Annotated in this window: 18 protein-coding genes and 2 pseudogenes; 2 read left to right on the top strand and 18 right to left on the bottom strand. The window is 51.1% G+C overall.

From position 1 onward, the window contains the following. Positions 1-228: 228 nt before the first annotated feature. The 12 genes and pseudogenes from KQJ18_RS05220 to KQJ18_RS05165 all read right to left on the bottom strand — a co-directional run bounded on the left by KQJ18_RS05220 (position 229) and on the right by KQJ18_RS05165 (position 10,810). Positions 229-972 (bottom strand): hypothetical protein, encoded by a 744-nt coding sequence (locus KQJ18_RS05220; RefSeq protein WP_121528828.1) that lies wholly within the window; start codon positions 970-972, stop codon positions 229-231. Between the two features lie 472 nt (positions 973-1,444). Continuing rightward, positions 1,445-1,777 (bottom strand): annotated as a pseudogene (locus KQJ18_RS05215) (DNA-directed RNA polymerase subunit beta); the annotation flags it as partial. A gap of 26 nt (positions 1,778-1,803) precedes the next feature. Beyond that, positions 1,804-2,949 (bottom strand): annotated as a pseudogene (gene rlmC, locus KQJ18_RS05210) (23S rRNA (uracil(747)-C(5))-methyltransferase RlmC); the annotation flags it as partial. A gap of 166 nt (positions 2,950-3,115) precedes the next feature. Continuing rightward, positions 3,116-3,604: a YbjO family protein gene (locus KQJ18_RS05205; protein WP_038639250.1), complete on the bottom strand. Its 489-nt coding sequence runs from the start codon at positions 3,602-3,604 to the stop codon at positions 3,116-3,118. A 59-nt stretch (positions 3,605-3,663) separates the two neighbouring features. Next, complete coding sequence (potI, locus tag KQJ18_RS05200) at positions 3,664-4,509, bottom strand: putrescine ABC transporter permease PotI (RefSeq protein WP_038639247.1); 846 nt, start codon at positions 4,507-4,509, stop codon at positions 3,664-3,666. Further along, on the bottom strand, positions 4,506-5,459 hold the full coding sequence (gene potH / locus KQJ18_RS05195; protein WP_069323239.1) for a putrescine ABC transporter permease PotH: 954 nt from the start codon (positions 5,457-5,459) through the stop codon (positions 4,506-4,508). Before potH ends, potI begins: the two co-directional genes overlap by 4 nt. A 9-nt stretch (positions 5,460-5,468) precedes the next feature. Further along, positions 5,469-6,602 carry a putrescine ABC transporter ATP-binding subunit PotG gene (gene potG / locus KQJ18_RS05190; protein WP_069323238.1) on the bottom strand — a complete coding sequence of 378 codons (1,134 nt, stop codon included), beginning with the start codon at positions 6,600-6,602 and terminating at the stop codon, positions 5,469-5,471. 138 nt (positions 6,603-6,740) lie between these two features. Next, complete coding sequence (potF, locus tag KQJ18_RS05185; protein ID WP_038639239.1) at positions 6,741-7,853, bottom strand: spermidine/putrescine ABC transporter substrate-binding protein PotF; 1,113 nt, start codon at positions 7,851-7,853, stop codon at positions 6,741-6,743. A gap of 433 nt (positions 7,854-8,286) precedes the next feature. Then, the gene (locus KQJ18_RS05180; protein WP_038639236.1) at positions 8,287-8,763 is read right to left on the bottom strand and encodes a YbjN domain-containing protein; all 477 of its coding nucleotides are present in this window, start codon (positions 8,761-8,763) and stop codon (positions 8,287-8,289) included. 90 nt (positions 8,764-8,853) lie between these two features. After that, complete coding sequence (gene rimK, locus KQJ18_RS05175; RefSeq protein ID WP_038639233.1) at positions 8,854-9,756, bottom strand: 30S ribosomal protein S6--L-glutamate ligase; 903 nt, start codon at positions 9,754-9,756, stop codon at positions 8,854-8,856. Between the two features lie 57 nt (positions 9,757-9,813). Beyond that, positions 9,814-10,536, bottom strand: a complete 723-nt coding sequence (gene nfsA / locus KQJ18_RS05170; protein WP_087857572.1) for a nitroreductase NfsA — start codon at positions 10,534-10,536, stop codon at positions 9,814-9,816. Continuing rightward, the gene (locus tag KQJ18_RS05165; protein ID WP_085049182.1) at positions 10,520-10,810 is read right to left on the bottom strand and encodes a YbjC family protein; all 291 of its coding nucleotides are present in this window, start codon (positions 10,808-10,810) and stop codon (positions 10,520-10,522) included. The genes nfsA and KQJ18_RS05165 overlap by 17 nt, the downstream gene beginning before the upstream one ends. A gap of 173 nt (positions 10,811-10,983) precedes the next feature. Between KQJ18_RS05165 and KQJ18_RS05160 the strand changes: the two genes are divergently transcribed. Beyond that, positions 10,984-11,247: a GrxA family glutaredoxin gene (locus KQJ18_RS05160; RefSeq protein ID WP_016152408.1), complete on the top strand. Its 264-nt coding sequence runs from the start codon at positions 10,984-10,986 to the stop codon at positions 11,245-11,247. Between the two features lie 34 nt (positions 11,248-11,281). Here the strand turns inward: KQJ18_RS05160 and KQJ18_RS05155 are convergent, their stop codons facing one another. After that, positions 11,282-11,662, bottom strand: coding sequence for an inner membrane protein YbjM (locus KQJ18_RS05155; protein WP_061388467.1), 381 nt, complete (start codon positions 11,660-11,662; stop codon positions 11,282-11,284). Between the two features lie 269 nt (positions 11,663-11,931). On the opposite strand from KQJ18_RS05155, the gene KQJ18_RS05150 reads away from it, so the two are divergent. Next, positions 11,932-13,617, top strand: a complete 1,686-nt coding sequence (locus KQJ18_RS05150; protein ID WP_038639225.1) for an aspartate:alanine antiporter — start codon at positions 11,932-11,934, stop codon at positions 13,615-13,617. Between the two features lie 287 nt (positions 13,618-13,904). Here the strand turns inward: KQJ18_RS05150 and KQJ18_RS05145 are convergent, their stop codons facing one another. From KQJ18_RS05145 to KQJ18_RS05125, 5 genes are all read right to left on the bottom strand, one after another. Further along, positions 13,905-14,120 (bottom strand): ogr/Delta-like zinc finger family protein, encoded by a 216-nt coding sequence (locus tag KQJ18_RS05145; RefSeq protein ID WP_058842448.1) that lies wholly within the window; start codon positions 14,118-14,120, stop codon positions 13,905-13,907. Positions 14,121-14,187: 67 nt separating this feature from the next. Further along, complete coding sequence (locus KQJ18_RS05140) at positions 14,188-15,288, bottom strand: phage late control D family protein (RefSeq protein ID WP_216421604.1); 1,101 nt, start codon at positions 15,286-15,288, stop codon at positions 14,188-14,190. Then, positions 15,285-15,770 (bottom strand): phage tail protein, encoded by a 486-nt coding sequence (locus KQJ18_RS05135; protein ID WP_216421602.1) that lies wholly within the window; start codon positions 15,768-15,770, stop codon positions 15,285-15,287. Before KQJ18_RS05135 ends, KQJ18_RS05140 begins: the two co-directional genes overlap by 4 nt. Further along, positions 15,767-18,832 (bottom strand): phage tail tape measure protein, encoded by a 3,066-nt coding sequence (locus tag KQJ18_RS05130; protein ID WP_216421599.1) that lies wholly within the window; start codon positions 18,830-18,832, stop codon positions 15,767-15,769. Before KQJ18_RS05130 ends, KQJ18_RS05135 begins: the two co-directional genes overlap by 4 nt. Then, a complete protein-coding gene (locus tag KQJ18_RS05125) occupies positions 18,825-18,944 on the bottom strand; it encodes a GpE family phage tail protein (protein WP_001397628.1) in 120 nt (39 codons plus the stop codon). The genes KQJ18_RS05130 and KQJ18_RS05125 overlap by 8 nt, the downstream gene beginning before the upstream one ends. Positions 18,945-18,952 lie beyond the last annotated feature (8 nt).

Raw genomic sequence — 18,952 nt, 5'->3', positions numbered from 1 at the left:
GAATATTACTCCTGAATAATTAGGTGCGCACATAGAGGAGGACTTACTGCAGCCAACAATATTTCATTTTTCTTATAAAATGCAGTCCCCAATCCAGGCGTTATAAACTCCTACTACATAAATATTTGTAGAGTTTGTTATAAAGCTGACTCTACAAAACTAGGTTTAATCGGACGTTATAATAATATCTATTCGTAGTCTTGTTATTATTTTTGATAAATAAATATATTAGCTACTTCTATCAGAATATTTAGGTGTTACTCTATATTTCTCAAGTAGCTTTTCTCTTTTCATTGAAAATGAATACTCCCTAAGTTTTTTCGAAAAGTTAATAGCCCAAATAAAAGAAACTGAATTTTCTAAAATGATATATATGATTCTAAATATTATAATAACAATAACAAGCATTGATAATAATGTCATTGTATTAATCAAATTTTTAGGAGCATGATATAGTGAACCAATTAACTCAAACACGCCAAAAATATAGTAGATTAGAAAAGCCATAAATACGGCATAAGCAATCAAATGAAGAATTATTTTTTTTGAAGAATGTATTGGCATTGTATCCCTATCATAATCAAAAATCTGATTGCAATCTAAAAAGGACAAAAAACCTGTGCTGTTCATACGAATATTATTATCATGAATATAACTGAATAACACTTGTAGTATTGGTAGAGGATAAAACAGACCATATTGTTTTAGTTTTAACTCCTTAATTAAAACATTATATTCTTTGTCACTCTCTTTATATTCACCTATTATTTTTAAGGCATCAATTTTATCATCTACCGATAGTTTTAAAAAACCGGATGACAGATTATTTCTAAAGATCCAAAAGAATGGAAAAAAAAGTCGTCTTATAGATTTTACTGACCAGAAAGAAATAGCTACGATTAGCGGCCCAGTGATCCCCTTGAAATGCTCATCGAATAACCACGAATCTTTTACAATATCTATTACGTTCATTACTTTTGATGTTTTATCAGTTCTGGATTAACTCATATTACAATAACTCACTTAGCCAAATCAATTATTTTTACTCTAACATGATTACCTATCAGTCTCAAAGCAATCATACTCTACATGAAAATATAATTTTCAGAATAAACATTTGCATTAATCAATATTTAAAAACAACAACGTTAGATAAATAGTGGATCTCATTTTTTAATTTTCACATTCTATTAACCAACTGAATTCAATATTATCAAAGAGAACATCTTTACAGCAATAGTCCTATGATAGCAATTACCGGGAGGTTGATATAAGTGCCAACCATACCCGTAGACATGCCAATGAGAAATACAGTTCAAATATTACGAAGATATACTATTTCGAGTAGACTCTATATCAAACTGTGACTAAGTAGTTTGAGCAATCATGCCCCCGCACTGGCTTTCTACAAAGCAACAGGGGCATTTATCGATCTGGTATCCCTTTAGTTAGCTTTCCAACTATTACTGGTCTTAAGACTTTCAGCAGGTTCAGTCATTTCTCTGACACCAGCGAATGCGCTTTTATCTACCCAACTTGGTACATCAACCGGCTTCCTCGTATACGACACGCGAACAATCTTCATGCCACTTGGACCGGTTTCAGTGCATTCTTTAATTTCAGCCACCGCACGATGATATATATAGGCACCATCCTTGCGATCCCAAAACTCAACCTCTTGTCCCTTATCCGTTACTTCCAAAACATCAACGTTGCTAAAGCCGTTAGACTTGTGAGAAACATCAAACAGCGCCTGCTCAGCCAAACCGTTTAAGATAAGCAAAGCGCCATCAGGCATATCCGTTATTGTCTGCTGAGCAGCGTTAACACTTCGTAATGCGCGGTATGTGGGAACATGTCGAAAAGCTGAACGCGGTCAATGCGATACCCTGGCAACTCGTGAATATCCTTCGCCATGGTTTGCGCATTGCAGCTTGAATAGACAATAAAACGTGGCGCCATGCGGGAAAGAAAATCGCACAGCGGTTTGCCAATCCCGCGACGCGGCGGGTTCACCAAAACCAGATCGGGTACTTCGCCCTGGGCGATAGCAAACTGAGTCGAATCCAGCGCCTGAAAACGCAGATTTTGCAACCCAAGCTCCTGCGCCGACTGTTTCGCACAGGTAATCGCCTCTGGCGCGATTTCAATACCTGTCAGTTTCATCTGCGGCGTGGCGCAATGCAGACCAAACCCTCCTACGCCGCAAAACAGATCCCACATATGATTAACCGGAAGCTGGCGCACCCAGTCGCGTGCGGTGGCATATAAATGTCCCGCCACCACTGGGTTGGTCTGGAAAAAGCTCTGCGGACGTATCCACAGCGGCACATCATTAAAGCGTTCCGCCAGCGCCTGTTGTTCGGTGAGGAAGATTTCTGTCTCCCCTTCCATAATCGCCATATGCACCGGTTGAATATTCACAGTGATCACTTTTAACTGTGGCAACCGTTCCTGCAACCACGGTAGCGCTGCACGCAACTGCGCCAGTTTGGCGTCTGAACGCAGGACAAAGCGCAGCATCATACCGCCATCAAACCGGCTTTCCGTTAACAGCAGATATTTAAGCTCCCCGCGTTTACGCGCCACGTTATAGGGCGTTAACCCCGCACGGGCGATAAACGGTTTGAGCGCGGCAAATACGGGCGAAAAAGACGCAGGATAGAGCGGACAATCACACAAATCCTCCGGCGTACCGTCACGATGCAGCATCCCAAGCAATGGTTTTTCCACGCTGCCGCTGACCACCATTTTGGCTTTGTTGCGAAAAGCGCGTTCCGGGCCGCTGACCGGCGCGCGCCACTCCGCCACCGCATGTTCAGCAAGCAGTTGGCGTAAATCGGCCATTTTGGCGGTGAGTTGGTGGGAAACCGGCTGTTCAATCCACTGACAGGAACGACAGCGACCGGCGTCATAGAGTGCGCACTGCATACAAAAACCTTTACGTGATCGAGGGCGGAGATTATATACGTAAAATCATTCGGGATGCATATCAGGCCTGAGCTTTCGTAGGCCTGATATGACGCGTTAGGGTCGCCATCAGGCAATTGTGCGGCATCGGTGCCGGATGGCGGCGTAAACGCCTTATCCGGCCTACAAACAATACCGACCACATTTACTGCAAACGGAAGAACCGCCGACTGGACGCGGGAACAAACAGTAGCAGCAACACCAGCATATCCGGCAACTTTTGCATCACCAGCGTACGCAGGATCTCACGTCTGGACTCTCCCGCAATGCTGAACAGTTCCGGATAACCATAACCCAACGAGGCCGCCCACAGATAAACGCTGGCGATAATCTGGGTCAACAGATAAACCCAACGCGCCCAGTTACGTCCTTTCACCAGCGAAAATGCGCAGTAGATTTCAATAAACAGCAGCGCCAGGCTGCCCAGAAACACCAGCGTCAAATTCCAGGTCTGCACGCTGCGATGAATAAATTCGCTGGTTCCACGCAACCCTAGCGTATTAAAAATCATCAACAGATCGAGACAGCGGATCATGATAATAGCCAGCGCCGCCACCTGCACCAACGCAGGGACGTTTAAGCGAGCATGTGATGTGGATGATTTCTTAAAAAATCCCAACGCGTCGTCTTCCATGAAAACGGCGCAGCCACCACAGCGGCGCCGTATAGACAGGTTGGCAGATTTTAGTTTTTTCAGCCGCGTCTTGCACGTTGGATATCGCGAATCCGTTGTTTTTCTGTTCGCGCCATCAGATACCACGCGATAAATCCGATGATTCCTACCACGCCAAGAATCAGCGTCGCCAGCGCGTTGATCTCCGGGTTAACCCCCATACGTACGCTGGAGAACACCAGCATCGGTAATGTTGTGGCGCCAGGACCAGAGACAAAGCTGGCGATAACCAGATCATCAAGCGACAACGTGAAGGCCAGTAACCAGCCGGAGATCACCGCAGGCATAATCATCGGCAGCGTGATAACGAAAAAGACCTTCAGCGGCGTGGCGCCAAGATCCATTGCCGCTTCCTCAATGGAGTGATCCAGTTCGCGCAACCGTGAGGAAATCACCACCGCCACGTACGCCGTACAGAAGGTGACGTGCGCCAGCCAGATGGTCAACATACCGCGATCCGCAGGCCAGCCGATGGCATGCGCCAGCGCCACAAACAGCAGCAGCAGTGATAAACCGGTAATGACATCCGGCATAACCAGCGGTGCGGTAATCATAAAAGCAAACCCATTCGATCCGCGAAAACGGCCAAAACGCACCATTACCACGGCGGCTATAGTACCGAGGATTGCCGCCATCGTCGCCGCACCCGCGGCAATCGTTAAGCTCATGCCAACGGCGCTTATCATCGCGGTATCGTGGAAAAGTTCACCATACCAACGCGTTGACCACCCCGCCCAGACCGTTACCAGCTTCGAACTGTTAAACGAATAGATAACCAGCATCAGCATCGGTGCGTACAGGAAGGTAAAGCCCAGCACCAGGATAAAAATACGCCACGGCGAACGCACGACCGGTAAGTTATTCATCCGTGTTCCCCCATGCTTTTTTGCTGATATTTGTGGAACCACATGATTGGCACAATCAGTAACAGCAGCATAATAATGGCAACGGCAGATGCCACCGGCCAGTCGCGGTTATTAAAGAACTCCTGCCACAGCACGCGACCAATCATGATACTATCCGGGCCGCCCAGCAGTTCCGGAATTACAAACTCACCCACAGCCGGGATAAACACCAACATCGATCCGGCGATAATCCCGCCTTTGGTCAATGGCACAATCACGCTAAAGAAGGTTTTCAACGGTCGGGCGCCCAAATCCAGCGCCGCCTCTACCAGCGAATAATCAATACGCGTCAGCGCGGTGTAAATCGGCAGCACCATAAAGGGTAAATAGGCATAAACAATACCGATATAGACCGCCAGATTGGTGTGCAGAATCGTCAATGGTTGATCGATAACGCCCAGCCACATCAGAAAGTTATTCAGTACACCGTTATTTTTCAGGATCCCCATCCAGGCGTACACGCGAATCAAAAACGACGTCCAGGACGGCAGGATCACCAGCAACAACAGAATATTGCGTGTCGAGGGTTTACTGTGTGCGACGGCCCACGCCAGCGGATATCCCAACAGCAGACAACAGATCGTCGAAATCCCCGCCACCTGCAAAGATTGCAGGTAGGCATCAAAATAGAGCGGATCGTCCGTTAGTTGCAGGAAGTTGGCTAAGTTGAGCGTGATGGATAGCTGATCGTCAGCCCATGAAACGAGGTCAGTATACGGTGGAATAGCCCGCGCCATTTCAGCCAAACTGATTTTGAAGACGATCAGAAACGGCAGAAGAAACAGGAGCAGCAGCCACACATACGGCAGCGCAATCACCAGCTTGCGCCCGTGGTTCATTTGCAGCCGCGACATAAGCAGCGTGAATCGCCCTGCTTTATCCACGCGCGCCGGAGGTTCAAGTGTACTCATCTTCGCTCCTTAAACCGTCAACACCACACAGCTGTCTGCATCCCAGCACAAACGGACCTCGTCACCCCAGGTTGGTAATCCCTTGCGATAACGATGTTCATTTTGTAGCTGAGCGCTCAGCATCTGGCCGCTTTTCAAACGTACGTGATACACCGACAAATCGCCCAGATAGGCAATGTGTACCACTTCGCCTACCGCGAAGTTATAACCGTCTGGGGGAGGAGCCTCACAGAGCATGATTTTTTCCGGGCGCAGCGCAACATACACTGGGACGTTATCGACAATAGACGCATCTGCATCTACTTTAAGCGGATGCACCAGTCCAGGAGACTCAATAATCAGCCCATCTTCCTGGCGTTCTTTCAGTAGTCCTTCAAAGACGTTAACCGAACCGATAAACTCGGCGCTATAGCGCGTAGTCGGATGCTCGTAGATCTCTTCCGGTTCGCCGATCTGCACAAATTTTCCACGGTTCATGATCGCAATGCGCCCTGCCATCGTCATGGCTTCTTCCTGATCGTGCGTTACCATCACGCAGGTCACGCCGACGCGTTCAAGGATATCCACCACTTCCAGTTGCATACGGTCACGGAGCTTTTTGTCCAGCGCCCCCATCGGTTCATCCAGCAGCAGCAACTTCGGCCGTTTCGCCAGGCTACGCGCCAGCGCCACACGTTGACGCTGACCGCCGGAAAGCTGATGCGGTTTGCGTTTTGCAAATTCCTGCATGTGCACCAGGCCCAGCATCTCATTCACCCGGCTGGCAATTTCAGCTTTTGGCAGCTTGTCCTGCTTGAGGCCAAAGGCAATGTTCTGCTCTACCGTCATGTGCGGAAACAGGGCATAGGATTGAAACATCATATTGATCGGACGCAGATAAGGCGGGACGTGCGCTAAATCGACGCCATCAAGCATAATTTGCCCGGTTGTCGGCTGTTCAAATCCCGCTAACATGCGCAGCAGAGTCGATTTGCCACAGCCGGATGCGCCGAGCAGGGCAAATATTTCACCTTTGTAGATAGTAAGATTGACGTCATCGACGGCGTGTTGCCCGTCGAAAGACTTGGTCAGGTTGCGAATTTCAAGCAGCGGGGTCAGCGCCTTGCGGATTTTCGCGTGTGGGCGTGGGGTTGCATCATTCACTCAGGTGCTCTCCGGCATAAAACAAAGAAACGGTGCAAATAACGCACCACGGTGGTGCGTATTGCCGGGTTAGGTGTGTTTAGGATCAACACTGCCCGGCAGGCATAAATCCTGCCGGGTCATGTCCCAAACATCAGGTTATTTTCCGCTTTTTACCTTCGTCCACGCTCGGGTACGGACACGGTCGATCTTCGGATCCTGTACTTTCAGCGTGAACAGCTTGGCGCGCACATCCGCAGGCGGGTAGATACCAGGGTTATCACGAACTTCCTGACTGACGAGAGCCGTCGCTTCTTTGTTGGCATTGGCATAGAACACGTGGTCGGAAATATGCGCAATCACATCAGGACGCAGCAGGTAGTTGAGGAACTGATAGGCTTCTTCTTTGTTTTTAGCATCAGCTGGCATTGCGAACACGTCAAAGAACGCCATCGCCCCCTCTTTAGGAATTGAGAAAGAGATATTGACGCCATTTTTCGCTTCTTTTGCCCGGTTCGCCGCCTGCCATACGTCCCCCGCCCAACCAATTGCTACACAGGTATCTCCGTTTGCCAGGTCGTTAATATATTGCGAAGAGTGGAAGTAGCGAATATTCGGACGCAGTTTCAACAGCAGGTCGGTCGCCGGTCCGGTGTAATCATCTGCTTTGGTACTGTTGGGATCTTTACCCAAATAGTTCAGCACGGTAGCAAACACCTCTTCAGGCGCATCAAGGAAAGAGACACCGCAACTTTTGAGTTTTTCCAGATTTTCCGGTTTGAGGATCAGATCCCAGCTATCAACCGGCGCATCTGGCCCCAGCACCGCTTTCACTTTGTCCACGTTATAGCCAATGCCGGTCGTTGCCCACATATACGGCATCGCAAACTTGTTGTCCGGATCGTGTTTACCCACCAGCTTCAGCAGCTCAGGATCGAGGTTTTTCCAGCCCGGTAGTTTGCTCTTATCCAGCGGCTGGAAGACGCCGGCGGTCAGTTGACGTTCGAGGAAACTGGCGGAAGGAACAACCAGGTCAAAACCGGTGCTACCCGCCATGAGCTTACCTTCCAGTACTTCATTGGAATCAAATACGTCATAGATAACTTTAATTCCGGTCTCTTTTTCAAAGTTAGCCACCGTATCCGGAGCAATATAATCAGACCAGTTATAAATATGCAGCGTTTTTTGTTCAGCAGCGAGCGTGCCGGCAGAGATGGACATCAGAGCACCCACAACCAGGCCTGATAACCATTTTTTATTTAAGGCGGTCATAATCTCTTTCCTTCTGAAAGTTCGTTAACAAACGAACAAAAATGTCACACTCTAATGATATGCAAGAAACGTGCATATTCTTTCATGCGGTATCAATGAAAAGAGAGTCCTCTCCCGATGCCGCTATCGCGCGCAGATATCCGCTCACTCATTCACCACGTATTGTAGTCACAGCTCAGGTCACACGGGGCAGTTCGAGAATTGACGTCTATATGCTTCGCAAGAATAACTTTAGCCAGGTTTTGTGGATATAGCCCAGATTAAAAAACGTCTTTTATCAATTTTTTATGCAGGAATTGTCTATGACATAAAGCGGAAGGAGCAGAATGGAAGTGAATAATTCTTTAATAAAAGGTTAAACGCAGAATAAAAACAGGCAGTACGCAACCGCTCTGGTAGCGGCTGCGCAAAATGTGTCCAGATTCAGGGAGAATTAATGGAGGAAATGGACTTCAGCATTGCTGTTTTGCGTATCGTCTTCAGCGTTAAATAACAGCTGATGCGCCCCGGCTTCGAGGATCACCATCGATATCTGCTCTTCGCTCTGGCGAACAAAACACTCAAACTGTTCAAACGTTACGCCCGGCGTAACGGATAAAGACTGGCAAACCACCAGCTTTGGCAGATTATCATCCTGCATATCCAGAAATGCTTTCACCGTCAGCGAACTGGCATTAATCGCGGACAAATCGGCGGCCAGTGGCAACAGTGCGGAAGGTCTGACTTCCGCCATCGCAGAAAACAGAATGACGTTATCCACCAAATCAACTTTTGCATCAAAGATGCCGTCAAAGTTCTGCATATGAGGTAAATGCAGCGCCTGACAGGTATCGCATTCAAAAAAACTCATGCCCAGGTCGTCGAGCCATTGACGCAACGTATCCAGAGTGGGAACGACCAGTGATGTCATAATAATGTGCGACCTCTATTGATGAAAAAAATACCGGCACAGCTTACGCAAAAAGAGCGTGTCATACCACGATCGCAATCGATATTGTGTTTAGCCGCCGATTTTAAGACAAAATTCAGGCGTAGCATGGCGCTCGATCCACTGGATCATCTTGCCGGCAATGTCTATCCCGGTGGTTTTCTCGACCCCCTCCAGTCCCGGAGAAGCGTTAACCTCCATGACCAGCGGCCCACGTTCTGCACGCAAAATATCAACACCTGCAACATCCAGCCCCATAGTCTGAGCGGCTTTGAGCGCAATTTTTCTTTCGCGCGGCGTGATATTCGCAATCGTAGCAACCCCGCCGCGATGGAGATTAGAACGAAAATCGCCCTCTTTCGCACGGCGTTCAATGGCGGCCACCACCTCGTCTCCCACCACGAAACAGCGAATATCCCGCCCTTGCGCTTCTTTGATATATTCCTGAACCAGAATATGAGCATTCAGCCCACGAAACGCATCCACGACGCTTTCCGCGGCTTGCCGCGTTTCCGCCAGCACCACGCCGATCCCCTGTGTGCCTTCAACCAGTTTCACCACCAGCGGCGCGCCGCCGACCATATCAATCATGTCGCTGGTATCGTCCGGGGAGTGAGCAATCCCGGTAATGGGTAAATCGATTCCCTGACGCGCCAGCAACTGCAGCGAACGCAGCTTATCGCGCGCACGCGTAATCGCTACCGATTCATTTAACGGATAGCTACCCAACATTTCAAACTGACGCAGTGCCGCCGTACCATAAAAGGTAATCGCTGAACCAATCCGTGGGATCACCGCGTCAAAATGAGGAAGCTGGCGGCCCTTGTAATGAATAGATGACGCCGCCGGGCTGATGTTCATATAGCAAGAAAGCGGATCGATAATTTCAACCAGGTGACCGCGCTGCATCGCCGCTTCACGCAGGCGCTTACAAGAATAGAGCGTTCCGTCCCGGGACAAAATGGCAATTTTCACCCTGCACCTCTCAATGACCTGGTAAAAGCAGGCGTATCATACACTGGGTTGAAATCTTTAGCGCGTGGCCCATCCCTGTTTATGCAAATATTCCAGGATAAAGGGACGACTTTCTTTAATGATGGTTCGACGAATGTGATCGCTCCAGGTGTCACGACGCGTATTACTGCCGCGGGTCAGATAGTACTGCGCAAGCTGTTCGTCATACTGCGACAAAACGTCTGTATCAAGCGGCTGATACTGGTTTTCGTGCACAACCAGCGACGCAGGCAGGCGCGGCTTGATATCCGGGTTATCCGCAGGCCAGCCAAGGCACAAACCAAACAGCGGCAGAACGTGCTGAGGCAACTTCAATAATTCCGTGACCGACTCAATATTGTTACGCAACCCACCTATATACACACCGCCAAGTCCCAGCGATTCTGCCGCCGTCAGCGCATTTTGCGCCATCATCGCCGTATCAACCACGCCCAGCAGCAGTTGTTCTGCCAGCCCCAACTGCGCGTCAGGGCAAATCTGCAAATGACGGTTAAAGTCAGCGCAAAACACCCAGAATTCAGCGGCCTGCGCCACGTGCTTTTGACCGCCAGATAAGGTAGCCAGCGATTCACGCAGGGTTTTATCGGTTATCCGAACAATCGTTGTGCACTGTAAAAAACTGGAGCTTGAAGTGCCCTGAGCGGCGGCAATAATCGCCTCTCGCTGTGCGTCAGAAATAGCTTCTTCGGTGAAATGGCGAATGGAACGGTGGCTGCGGATTAAATCAATGGTTGGCGTCATCTCTTTTTTCTCTGTCTGAACGGGAAGAATCGTCGGGAGCGCGCGACAGGAGCTGCGGCGCCAGCAGTTGAGCAATGCGCCACATCAACATCACCGCGGCGGGGAGCATCAGCAGTACGCCCAGAAATATCATCACAACTAAGGCGAGCGGGCTGTTAAGCGGCGCGGGTAAGGTCAGATAATCGTTAAGCGACAGCAACGCCAGCGATAACAAAACCATCCCCATTATTTCCAGCATCAATACGCTTTTCGGTAATACACCAATGGTGCGCATAAGCGGTCTCCCGGCGAAATGGCTTTTATTATAAAACGTTCCGGCTCGTCGTGTTTAACAGTTATAGCTTGAGGATATCAAAGCAACAGGCCGAACCTGCTTTCCATCCGTCACAAATCGCGGCATCATAATAAGTATTCGCCATCCGGCCTGATAAGTTCGAGGAGAGAGAGATGTTTGCCGTTATTTTTGGTCGTCCAGGGTGCCCGTATTGCGTGCGCGCAAAAGAATTAGCAGAAAAATTAAGCAATGAGCATGACGATTTTAACTTCCGCTACATTGATATTCATGCCGAAGGTATTACGAAAGCCGATCTGGAAAAGACGGTAGGTAAGCCAGTAGAAACCGTTCCGCAGATTTTTGTTGATCAAAAACACATCGGCGGCTGCACGGATTTTGAGGCGTGGGCAAAAGAGAATATGAATCTGTTCGCCTGATAGCTGTTTCTACGCCCTCCGCAGGAGGGCGTGATCAGTTCTTTTTCCGTCGTTGATGCTGATTGAACAAGCTACTGATAAACAAAAAACACAATGCGCCAAGCGCGCACCAAAACACCGCACTGAATAACCACGCCAGTTCTTGCCACAATGAACGCGTCGGCATAAAAACGAACCGCATTAGCAACAGACAGCATGGCGCCGCCAACATTGCACCCAGAAGAGGTCTGAGCACCTCCCGACGGTGGGAGAAAAAGCTTGCTGCAGCACCAGGCAAGATAAAAAACAACAACCCGACCTCAGGATGCCCTGCCGCTCTGAATGCCCCTTTCACGTTTAGCGTTAATGAAAGACACACCACAATAAACAGCACAAAGCAGCAGATCGCCCCCGCCCAACTTTGCTTATGTTTCAATCGTTCCTCCTGACACATTCTCTATCGAACACTCTTTTCGCCCGCAGGCGTCCAGTCAGATAAAGTAACTCGGCATTCCATGCCAAAAACACACCCACACGATTCTTATAGCCGTTGATACGTAATGAGATTAAACTATCCGCATATATTGTTATGCTGCATTAATCGGGGCTGTGTGCGGTGCTGTCGCCCCTTAATTTCTGGCAAAAACATTAGCGTAAATTGCCATTTCTTTCAATAGCTTACTAGTAAACAAGAAGTTAGCCTCAGTGAATATAAACGTCGCAGATTTGTTAAATGGGAATTACATCCTGTTATTATTTGTGGTCCTGGCTCTGGGCCTCTGCCTGGGTAAATTACGCCTGGGTTCAGTCCAACTCGGTAATTCCATTGGCGTTTTAGTGGTGTCCCTATTATTAGGTCAGCAGCACTTTAGTATTAACACCGATGCATTAAATCTCGGCTTTATGCTGTTTATTTTTTGTGTCGGCGTCGAAGCCGGCCCCAACTTTTTTTCGATTTTTTTTCGCGATGGGAAAAATTATCTAATGCTTGCTCTGGTGATGGTCGGTAGCGCAATGCTGATCGCCCTGGGGCTGGGTAAGCTATTTGGCTGGGACATCGGCCTGACGGCGGGTATGCTGGCCGGTTCGATGACCTCCACGCCGGTGCTGGTCGGCGCAGGCGATACCTTGCGCCATTCCGGAATGGCAGGCGCGCAGCTTTCCACCGCCCTCGATAACCTGAGTCTGGGTTACGCCCTCACCTATTTGATTGGACTGGTCAGTCTGATTGTCGGTGCGCGCTACCTGCCGAAACTTCAGCATCAAGACCTGCAAACCAGCGCCCAACAAATTGCGCGTGAACGAGGTCTGGACACTGACGCCAACCGTAAGGTTTATCTGCCAGTGATCCGCGCCTATCGCGTAGGCCCGGAGCTGGTAGCATGGGCTGATGGTAAGAACCTGCGCGAGTTAGGTATTTATCGTCAGACCGGCTGTTACATTGAACGCATCCGCCGCAACGGCATCCTGGCTAACCCGGACGGTGACGCAGTGCTGCAAATGGGCGACGAAATAGCCTTAGTCGGTTATCCAGACGCGCATGCCCGCCTCGATCCCAGTTTCCGTAACGGCAAAGAAGTGTTCGATCGCGATCTGCTCGATATGCGTATCGTCACGGAAGAGATTGTGGTGAAAAACCACAATGCCGTTGGTCGTCGCCTGGCCCAGTTGAAACTGACCGACCACGGCTGTTTCCTCAACCGCGTGATCCGCAGCCAGATCGAAATGCCTATTGATGACAACGTCGTGCTCAATAAAGGTGACGTGTTGCAGGTGAGCGGTGATGCCCGTCGCGTTAAAACGATCGCAGATCGTATCGGCTTCATTTCCATTCACAGTCAAGTGACCGATCTGTTGGCCTTCTGCGCCTTCTTTATCATTGGTCTGATGATTGGGATGATCACCTTCCAGTTCAGCAATTTCAGCTTCGGCATCGGGAATGCGGCTGGATTACTGTTCGCCGGGATTATGCTGGGCTTCCTGCGTGCCAACCATCCTACGTTTGGCTATATCCCGCAGGGCGCGCTGAACATGGTGAAAGAGTTTGGTTTGATGGTATTCATGGCAGGCGTCGGTTTAAGCGCGGGTAGCGGCATTGGCAATGGCCTTGGCGCCGTGGGTGGTCAAATGCTGATTGCCGGTCTGATTGTAAGCCTGGTTCCGGTTGTTATATGTTTCTTGTTTGGCGCTTACGTATTGCGCATGAACCGCGCCCTGCTGTTTGGCGCCATGATGGGCGCACGTACCTGCGCTCCGGCAATGGAAATTATCAGCGACACGGCCCGCAGCAACATCCCGGCATTAGGCTATGCTGGCACTTACGCCATTGCCAACGTTCTGCTGACATTGGCGGGGACACTCATCGTCATCGTCTGGCCAGGCCTTGGTTAGCACTGAAAATTACCCTTAAAAGAAAATTTTTTGCAGTTCAGCAGAACTTTTCTTCAAGGTGTCAGTCATAACTATTGCCACTGCTTTTCTTTGATGTCCCCAATTTGTGGAGCCCATCAACCCCGCCGTTTTGGTTCAAGGTTGATGGGTTTTTTGTTGTCTGAAATTCATCCCCTTTCCAATCAACCAATTAGATAACTTCTTTTTCATGTGTGGCGACAAAATGGCGACAGCGCTTTTGTTATGGCGGCACCAGACGTACAAAACCCGCCAGCGGCGGGTCAGTATTAGTAAGCAAATTGTTCCTGCATACCCTTTGGATGAGGCGGTGCTGCGCTGATTTTTTGCGGACGGCATACTGAGCGCACAAAAGTCTCATGCGTCACGAAAGTATGCCCGCATTCGATGTTAGTGCACTGGTTGTAGCGTTCTTTGGTCTCATTGGAAACCTGGAAGCTGCTTCGGGTATGTGCAGCCTGCCCGCACATAGGACAATTCATCATAATAATCAGCCCTCATTATTAACCAGTTCGCAATAATGATACACCATTGTTCGCAATTTGGAACTAATCATTCCATTGCGAACTCATCTATTTTCACTTCAAGCTCCATGCTGGTCGTAAATCCATTATCCGGGCTGACAGAATGCGTCAGGGTGGTAATGGTCCATTCGGCATCATCGATCGGCTGCTTAAACCCCGTCACCTTCACCGGCATTTCCGTATAGAGATCAGCCCGTCCCTCAGCCAGCTGCAGGGAAAATGAAGCAACCCCACGCTGCAGACGTTCCCACTGCATTTTTGCTGCGCGCTCTGCATTGCTCCGGTTGGCGTAGGTACGATTAAGAACCAGCACGTTTTCATCCGTTCCCACCAGATAATCGCCCTGTTTTGCTTCCGGCTCTTTGGGTGTGGTGGTTTTCTTTCGACGACGCTTAACACTGGTTGTCTCTTTTTTCCCGGGTTCACGCGTATGCAACCAGCTGGCAATAACACCGGTATAGGCACCACGATCAGCAAGGGTGAACCGATGACCGTCACCGGCTTTGCGCGTGATGGTGATAACCGGCAGCGGCTTGCCGCTCGCCGTTCTTCCCTGTCCCTGCCGGATAAACAGCAGATTCCCGTCCTTAACGGAAGCAATCGCCCCATACTGTCTCGCCAGTTTCATCAGAAAACTTGCATCGCTTTCATTGGTCTGGTCCAGATGATCCAGCGCCTTATCCGTCAGGTCTTTACCCAGCGCCACTTTGAGCTTATGCCGGGCGGCTATTTCCTTTACCACCTCCCCCACCGTTGTCTGATGCCATGATTTTTCGCGCCGTGTATTGAGGGTTTCACGGAAATCTGCGCTTCGCGCCCGGATGGTCAGCCGGTCAGGGGCACCGCTGTGTTCAATTTCATCCACAGTAAAAGCCCCTTTAGGGAAAAGCGGCTGGCCTTTCCAGCCCAGCGCCAGCTGAATCACTGCCCCACGTCGCGGCAGGGCGATCAGCCCGTCGGCGTCGTCCAGCTCCAGATCAAGCTGGTCCGCTTCAAAGCCCCGGTTATCCGTCAGCGTCAGACTCATCAGGCGGGTATCCAGCACGGTCGTCACGTCCTTACCTTCAATGACGATACTGAAAGCCGGGCTTTTGCTGTTCAGATTCAGAAGATCAGAATTAACGTTCACTGCAGCAATCCTCCTACCGTGTTCTTAATCCCCCCAATCGCAGAGGCAGCAGAGTCCTGCAGGTTGCTGAGCTGGTCAGTCAGGCTCCCGAACATGTCAGACAGCGATTCATCGACCCGTTTAAGGGTGATCGTAAACTCAATGCGCCTGGGCATACCGCTGGCAAAAAACTCCGTCTTTGTCTGGCTCAGACTCTCAATAACAAACATGCCGTAAATGGTTCCGCTGCCTTCAATCAAAGGCCAGGCTTTACCCTGCTCTGCCATCAACTCCAGCGCCAGTAATGACAGCCTGCCTCCAGTCACTTCCGGCAGCAGAACCCCGGACAGTGTCAGTGAATCATTATCCGGGCCAAGAAACTGCGTTGACGGGCGGCGGTTCACCCGGCTGTTGGCTGCATGTCGCCAGCTGCGCTGATACTGCAGCTCCTGATAAGGGACAGTGCGCAACATAAATACATACAAACCCAGCACCATCATCATGATTCATACCCCCCCTGATCGCTGAAATTGCTGCGCGCTTTTGCCCTGGCCCTGCGTTCCCGCTCGTCAAGCTGGCGTGCCACTTCACGGGCAATATCCTGCGCACTCTGTCCCGGCTGCGCGACGATATGAATGGGCGCATTTATCTCATAACGAATAACTGACGGCGGGCTGTCAGTCTTCACTGGCTGCGTCTGGTATGCCCTCGCAGGCAGACTGAACGGATGAAGCGGAGCCACTTCTGCAGGTGTCGCAGCTACCCCCATCACGCCAGCAACGACAGAGGCCAGCGCAGCAGTACGCCGCCTGCTGGTGACATTTGCCGGTCCGTTCACAATTTCAGGGCCATTTTCTCCAACAATGCCAAACTGCCCGCGTGGAATGATCCCGCCCGTGTCGTACATCCCTGCGTAAGCCGGGAACCCGCCTGGCGGCAACACCACTTTGCCGTCACTGTTCACTGTGGCGGATTGCTGCTGCGTGACCTGCGCAGGCAGTTTCGCCTTTGCCGCCTCCTTACTGACAATACCGAGCTTTTCCAGTAGCCATGACACACCGGATTTAAGAGACTCCAGCGGGTGCATCACCCTATTCAGACCTTCCGCCATCGCCTCACCAAACCGTCGCCCCATTGCAGCTGCGCTGTTCAGTTCTTCGGAAGTGGATTTAACCGGCGAAAGTAAATCACTGAACCAGCCCCACAAGGCCTGCACCCTGTCACCAATCCACTGGAACATGGGCCTGAGCGGCTCAAAGGCAGCGCTGATGGGCGCAGCAGCGGCTTTGAACCCTTCCACCACGCCCCCCAGAAATGCACTGATGGGCTGCCAGTATTTCCACACAACCAGCGCCACACCAGCCAGCGCAGCCACAACCAGCCCTATCGGACTGAGCAGCGCACCCAGCATGCCGGAAATACCAAACAGCGCGCCGCGAAGTAATGCCAGCGGACCAGAAACAAGAAAACGCAATACGCCACCGGTAGCTGTCAGCCCACCCCGCAACGCCGCCAGCGGGTTCATCACCATACCGATAATATTACGGATGCCTGACATACCGGCACGGAACACGGCAAGCGGCGCACCTGCCACCGTTTTCAGTGCATTACCCGCTATTCCGGCTGAGCGATGCAGGGAATTAAGCGGGGCACTCAATAACCCGACACTGCCACCGGATGACGCCATACCCCGACGCAACAGGGAAAGTGGCGCACCTGCCAGCCATGACAGGGCACCGCCAGTACGTGTTACCGCTACAGCAACGGAAGGTAATGTTTTTACACCCAGCACAGACAAGCCAAACCGAATCACTGCAATCGGCCCCAGCACAGCAGCCACTGCCACGGCAAGTGTACCCAGCCCGACAGTGACAGCCGCCGTAGCCGCCGCCACTTTCATCAGTGTGCCAGCCAGCACAGGATTCTGCTCCACCCAGCGACGCAGCGCCCCGGTCACGCCCTTAACCATGCCCATAATATCCATCAGCGGCTGGCGCAACGTTTCCCCCAGACTGCTGAAAGCGTTCTGCGCCCCCGTCTTAACCAGCAACCACTGCGCAGACAATGAATCCTTGTTAATGTCGGATTCTTTCTGCATGGAGCCATTAGCACCACTGCCTGATGTGAGTTTCAGCTGACGCTGCAGCTCCGGCAGGTTGTTAGCCAGCTTTGCCGCATCATCGCCAAACTCTTTACCAAAAATCATTGTCATGGCTGACAGGCGTTTATCCTGCGGCAGATTGTTGACCTTCTCCAGAACCCGCTGAATGGTGCCCATGGCATCGGTGGTCATCTGCTTTTCAATCTCCGCAGGATTGAGTTTCAGCAGGTTCATACCTTCAAAGAAGCGCTTACTTTGCATGGTGGCAATGGACAGTTCACGCACCATGGCATTAGAGGCGCTGGCGGCAATTTCCGGGGCAGCCCCAAGAGAAAGGAATGTTGAACCCAGCGCAGCAGCCTTTCGGAAGTCAAGGCGGTCAGCCACGCCCCCCATACGCTGCAGGACGTTGATAATGTCCCCACCCTTTGACATGGCGTTATCGTCCAGGTAGTTCAGCGCATCGCCCAGTTGTTCAATATTGCGCGTCGGAACTTTATAGAGCTGCGCGATTTTCCCCAGCCCTTCCGCCAGCTCATCGGCGGGCAGCTCAAAGGCCGTTGCAGCTTTTGCCGCCGTGGAAGCAAAGGCCAGCAGGTCACGTTTCTGGTCTTCGTAAGGATCATCCTGGCTGGTCACGCCCATGCGCGCGCCGCCTTCAACCAGCGCGGCATAGTCTATAGCGCCATTCTCCATCGGCAGCAGCTCACTGGCAGCCTTAATGGCATCCTGCATGTCATAAAACTGTTTTGTACGGTTGCCGTTATCGTCCCGCAGCCCGTTTACCTGCTTTGCCACGCCTTTCATGGCATCTTCCATGCTGGCGTAGCTTTTCACTGCAGCCATAACCGGCGCACCCATTGCCAGCCCGGCAGCTGTGGTGGTGGCTCCAGCTCCGGCTATGCGATCCCGAACCTCAAGACGGCGCGAATACTGATCACGAACCGCATTCATTCTCGCCTGCTGTTCACCCAGGCGTTTCAGGGATTTTTGCTGTCGCTCCAGTGCCAGTCGGGTTTCATCGGCGTTCTGCCGTAGCTCACGCTGTGCGCTGCTCAGTTTCTTTGTATCAAGCCCTGCCTCATTCAGCGCAAGGCGCTGACGCTGCACTGACTGACGCAGCCCGTTATATTTTCCCTGTAAATCGGTGACGCGATTTTTAACCTGCTCAAGCAGTCTGGCCTGCGCTGCCGTCGGGCGGTTGGTCGCAGTAAACTGCGTGGCGAGTTTTGCCGCTTCTTCGCGGGCGGCTTTAAGGCTGTTACCTGTGACTGCCAGCTGCGCGCTGGCCTTACGGAAGCCATCAATTCTGCCCGCCTGAGAATCTAACTCTTTCAGCCGGGCGCGGCTTTGCTGAATAGCTGCAGCCAGCTCTTTTGAGCTGGCCTGCGCGGATCGAAATGGGCGGGTGAGCTTGTCAACCGCATTCAGAATCACCTGCAGACGCAGGTTATTGTCACTCATCGCTGGCCCCGCTTCTCTGAATCGCTTTGTGCCGCCACTCCAGCACCTCTGTCAGCGGCATAACGTCAGTGATGGACGGCGACCAGTGAAAGATGGTGGCGATATCCGCCACCAGGTCAT

This window comes from Citrobacter sp. S55_ASV_140 (assembly GCF_018919505.1).
Lineage (GTDB): Bacteria > Pseudomonadota > Gammaproteobacteria > Enterobacterales > Enterobacteriaceae > Citrobacter > Citrobacter werkmanii.
Note: the sequence above shows the minus strand (reverse complement) of the source record. Positions and strands in the feature narration are given on the sequence as shown.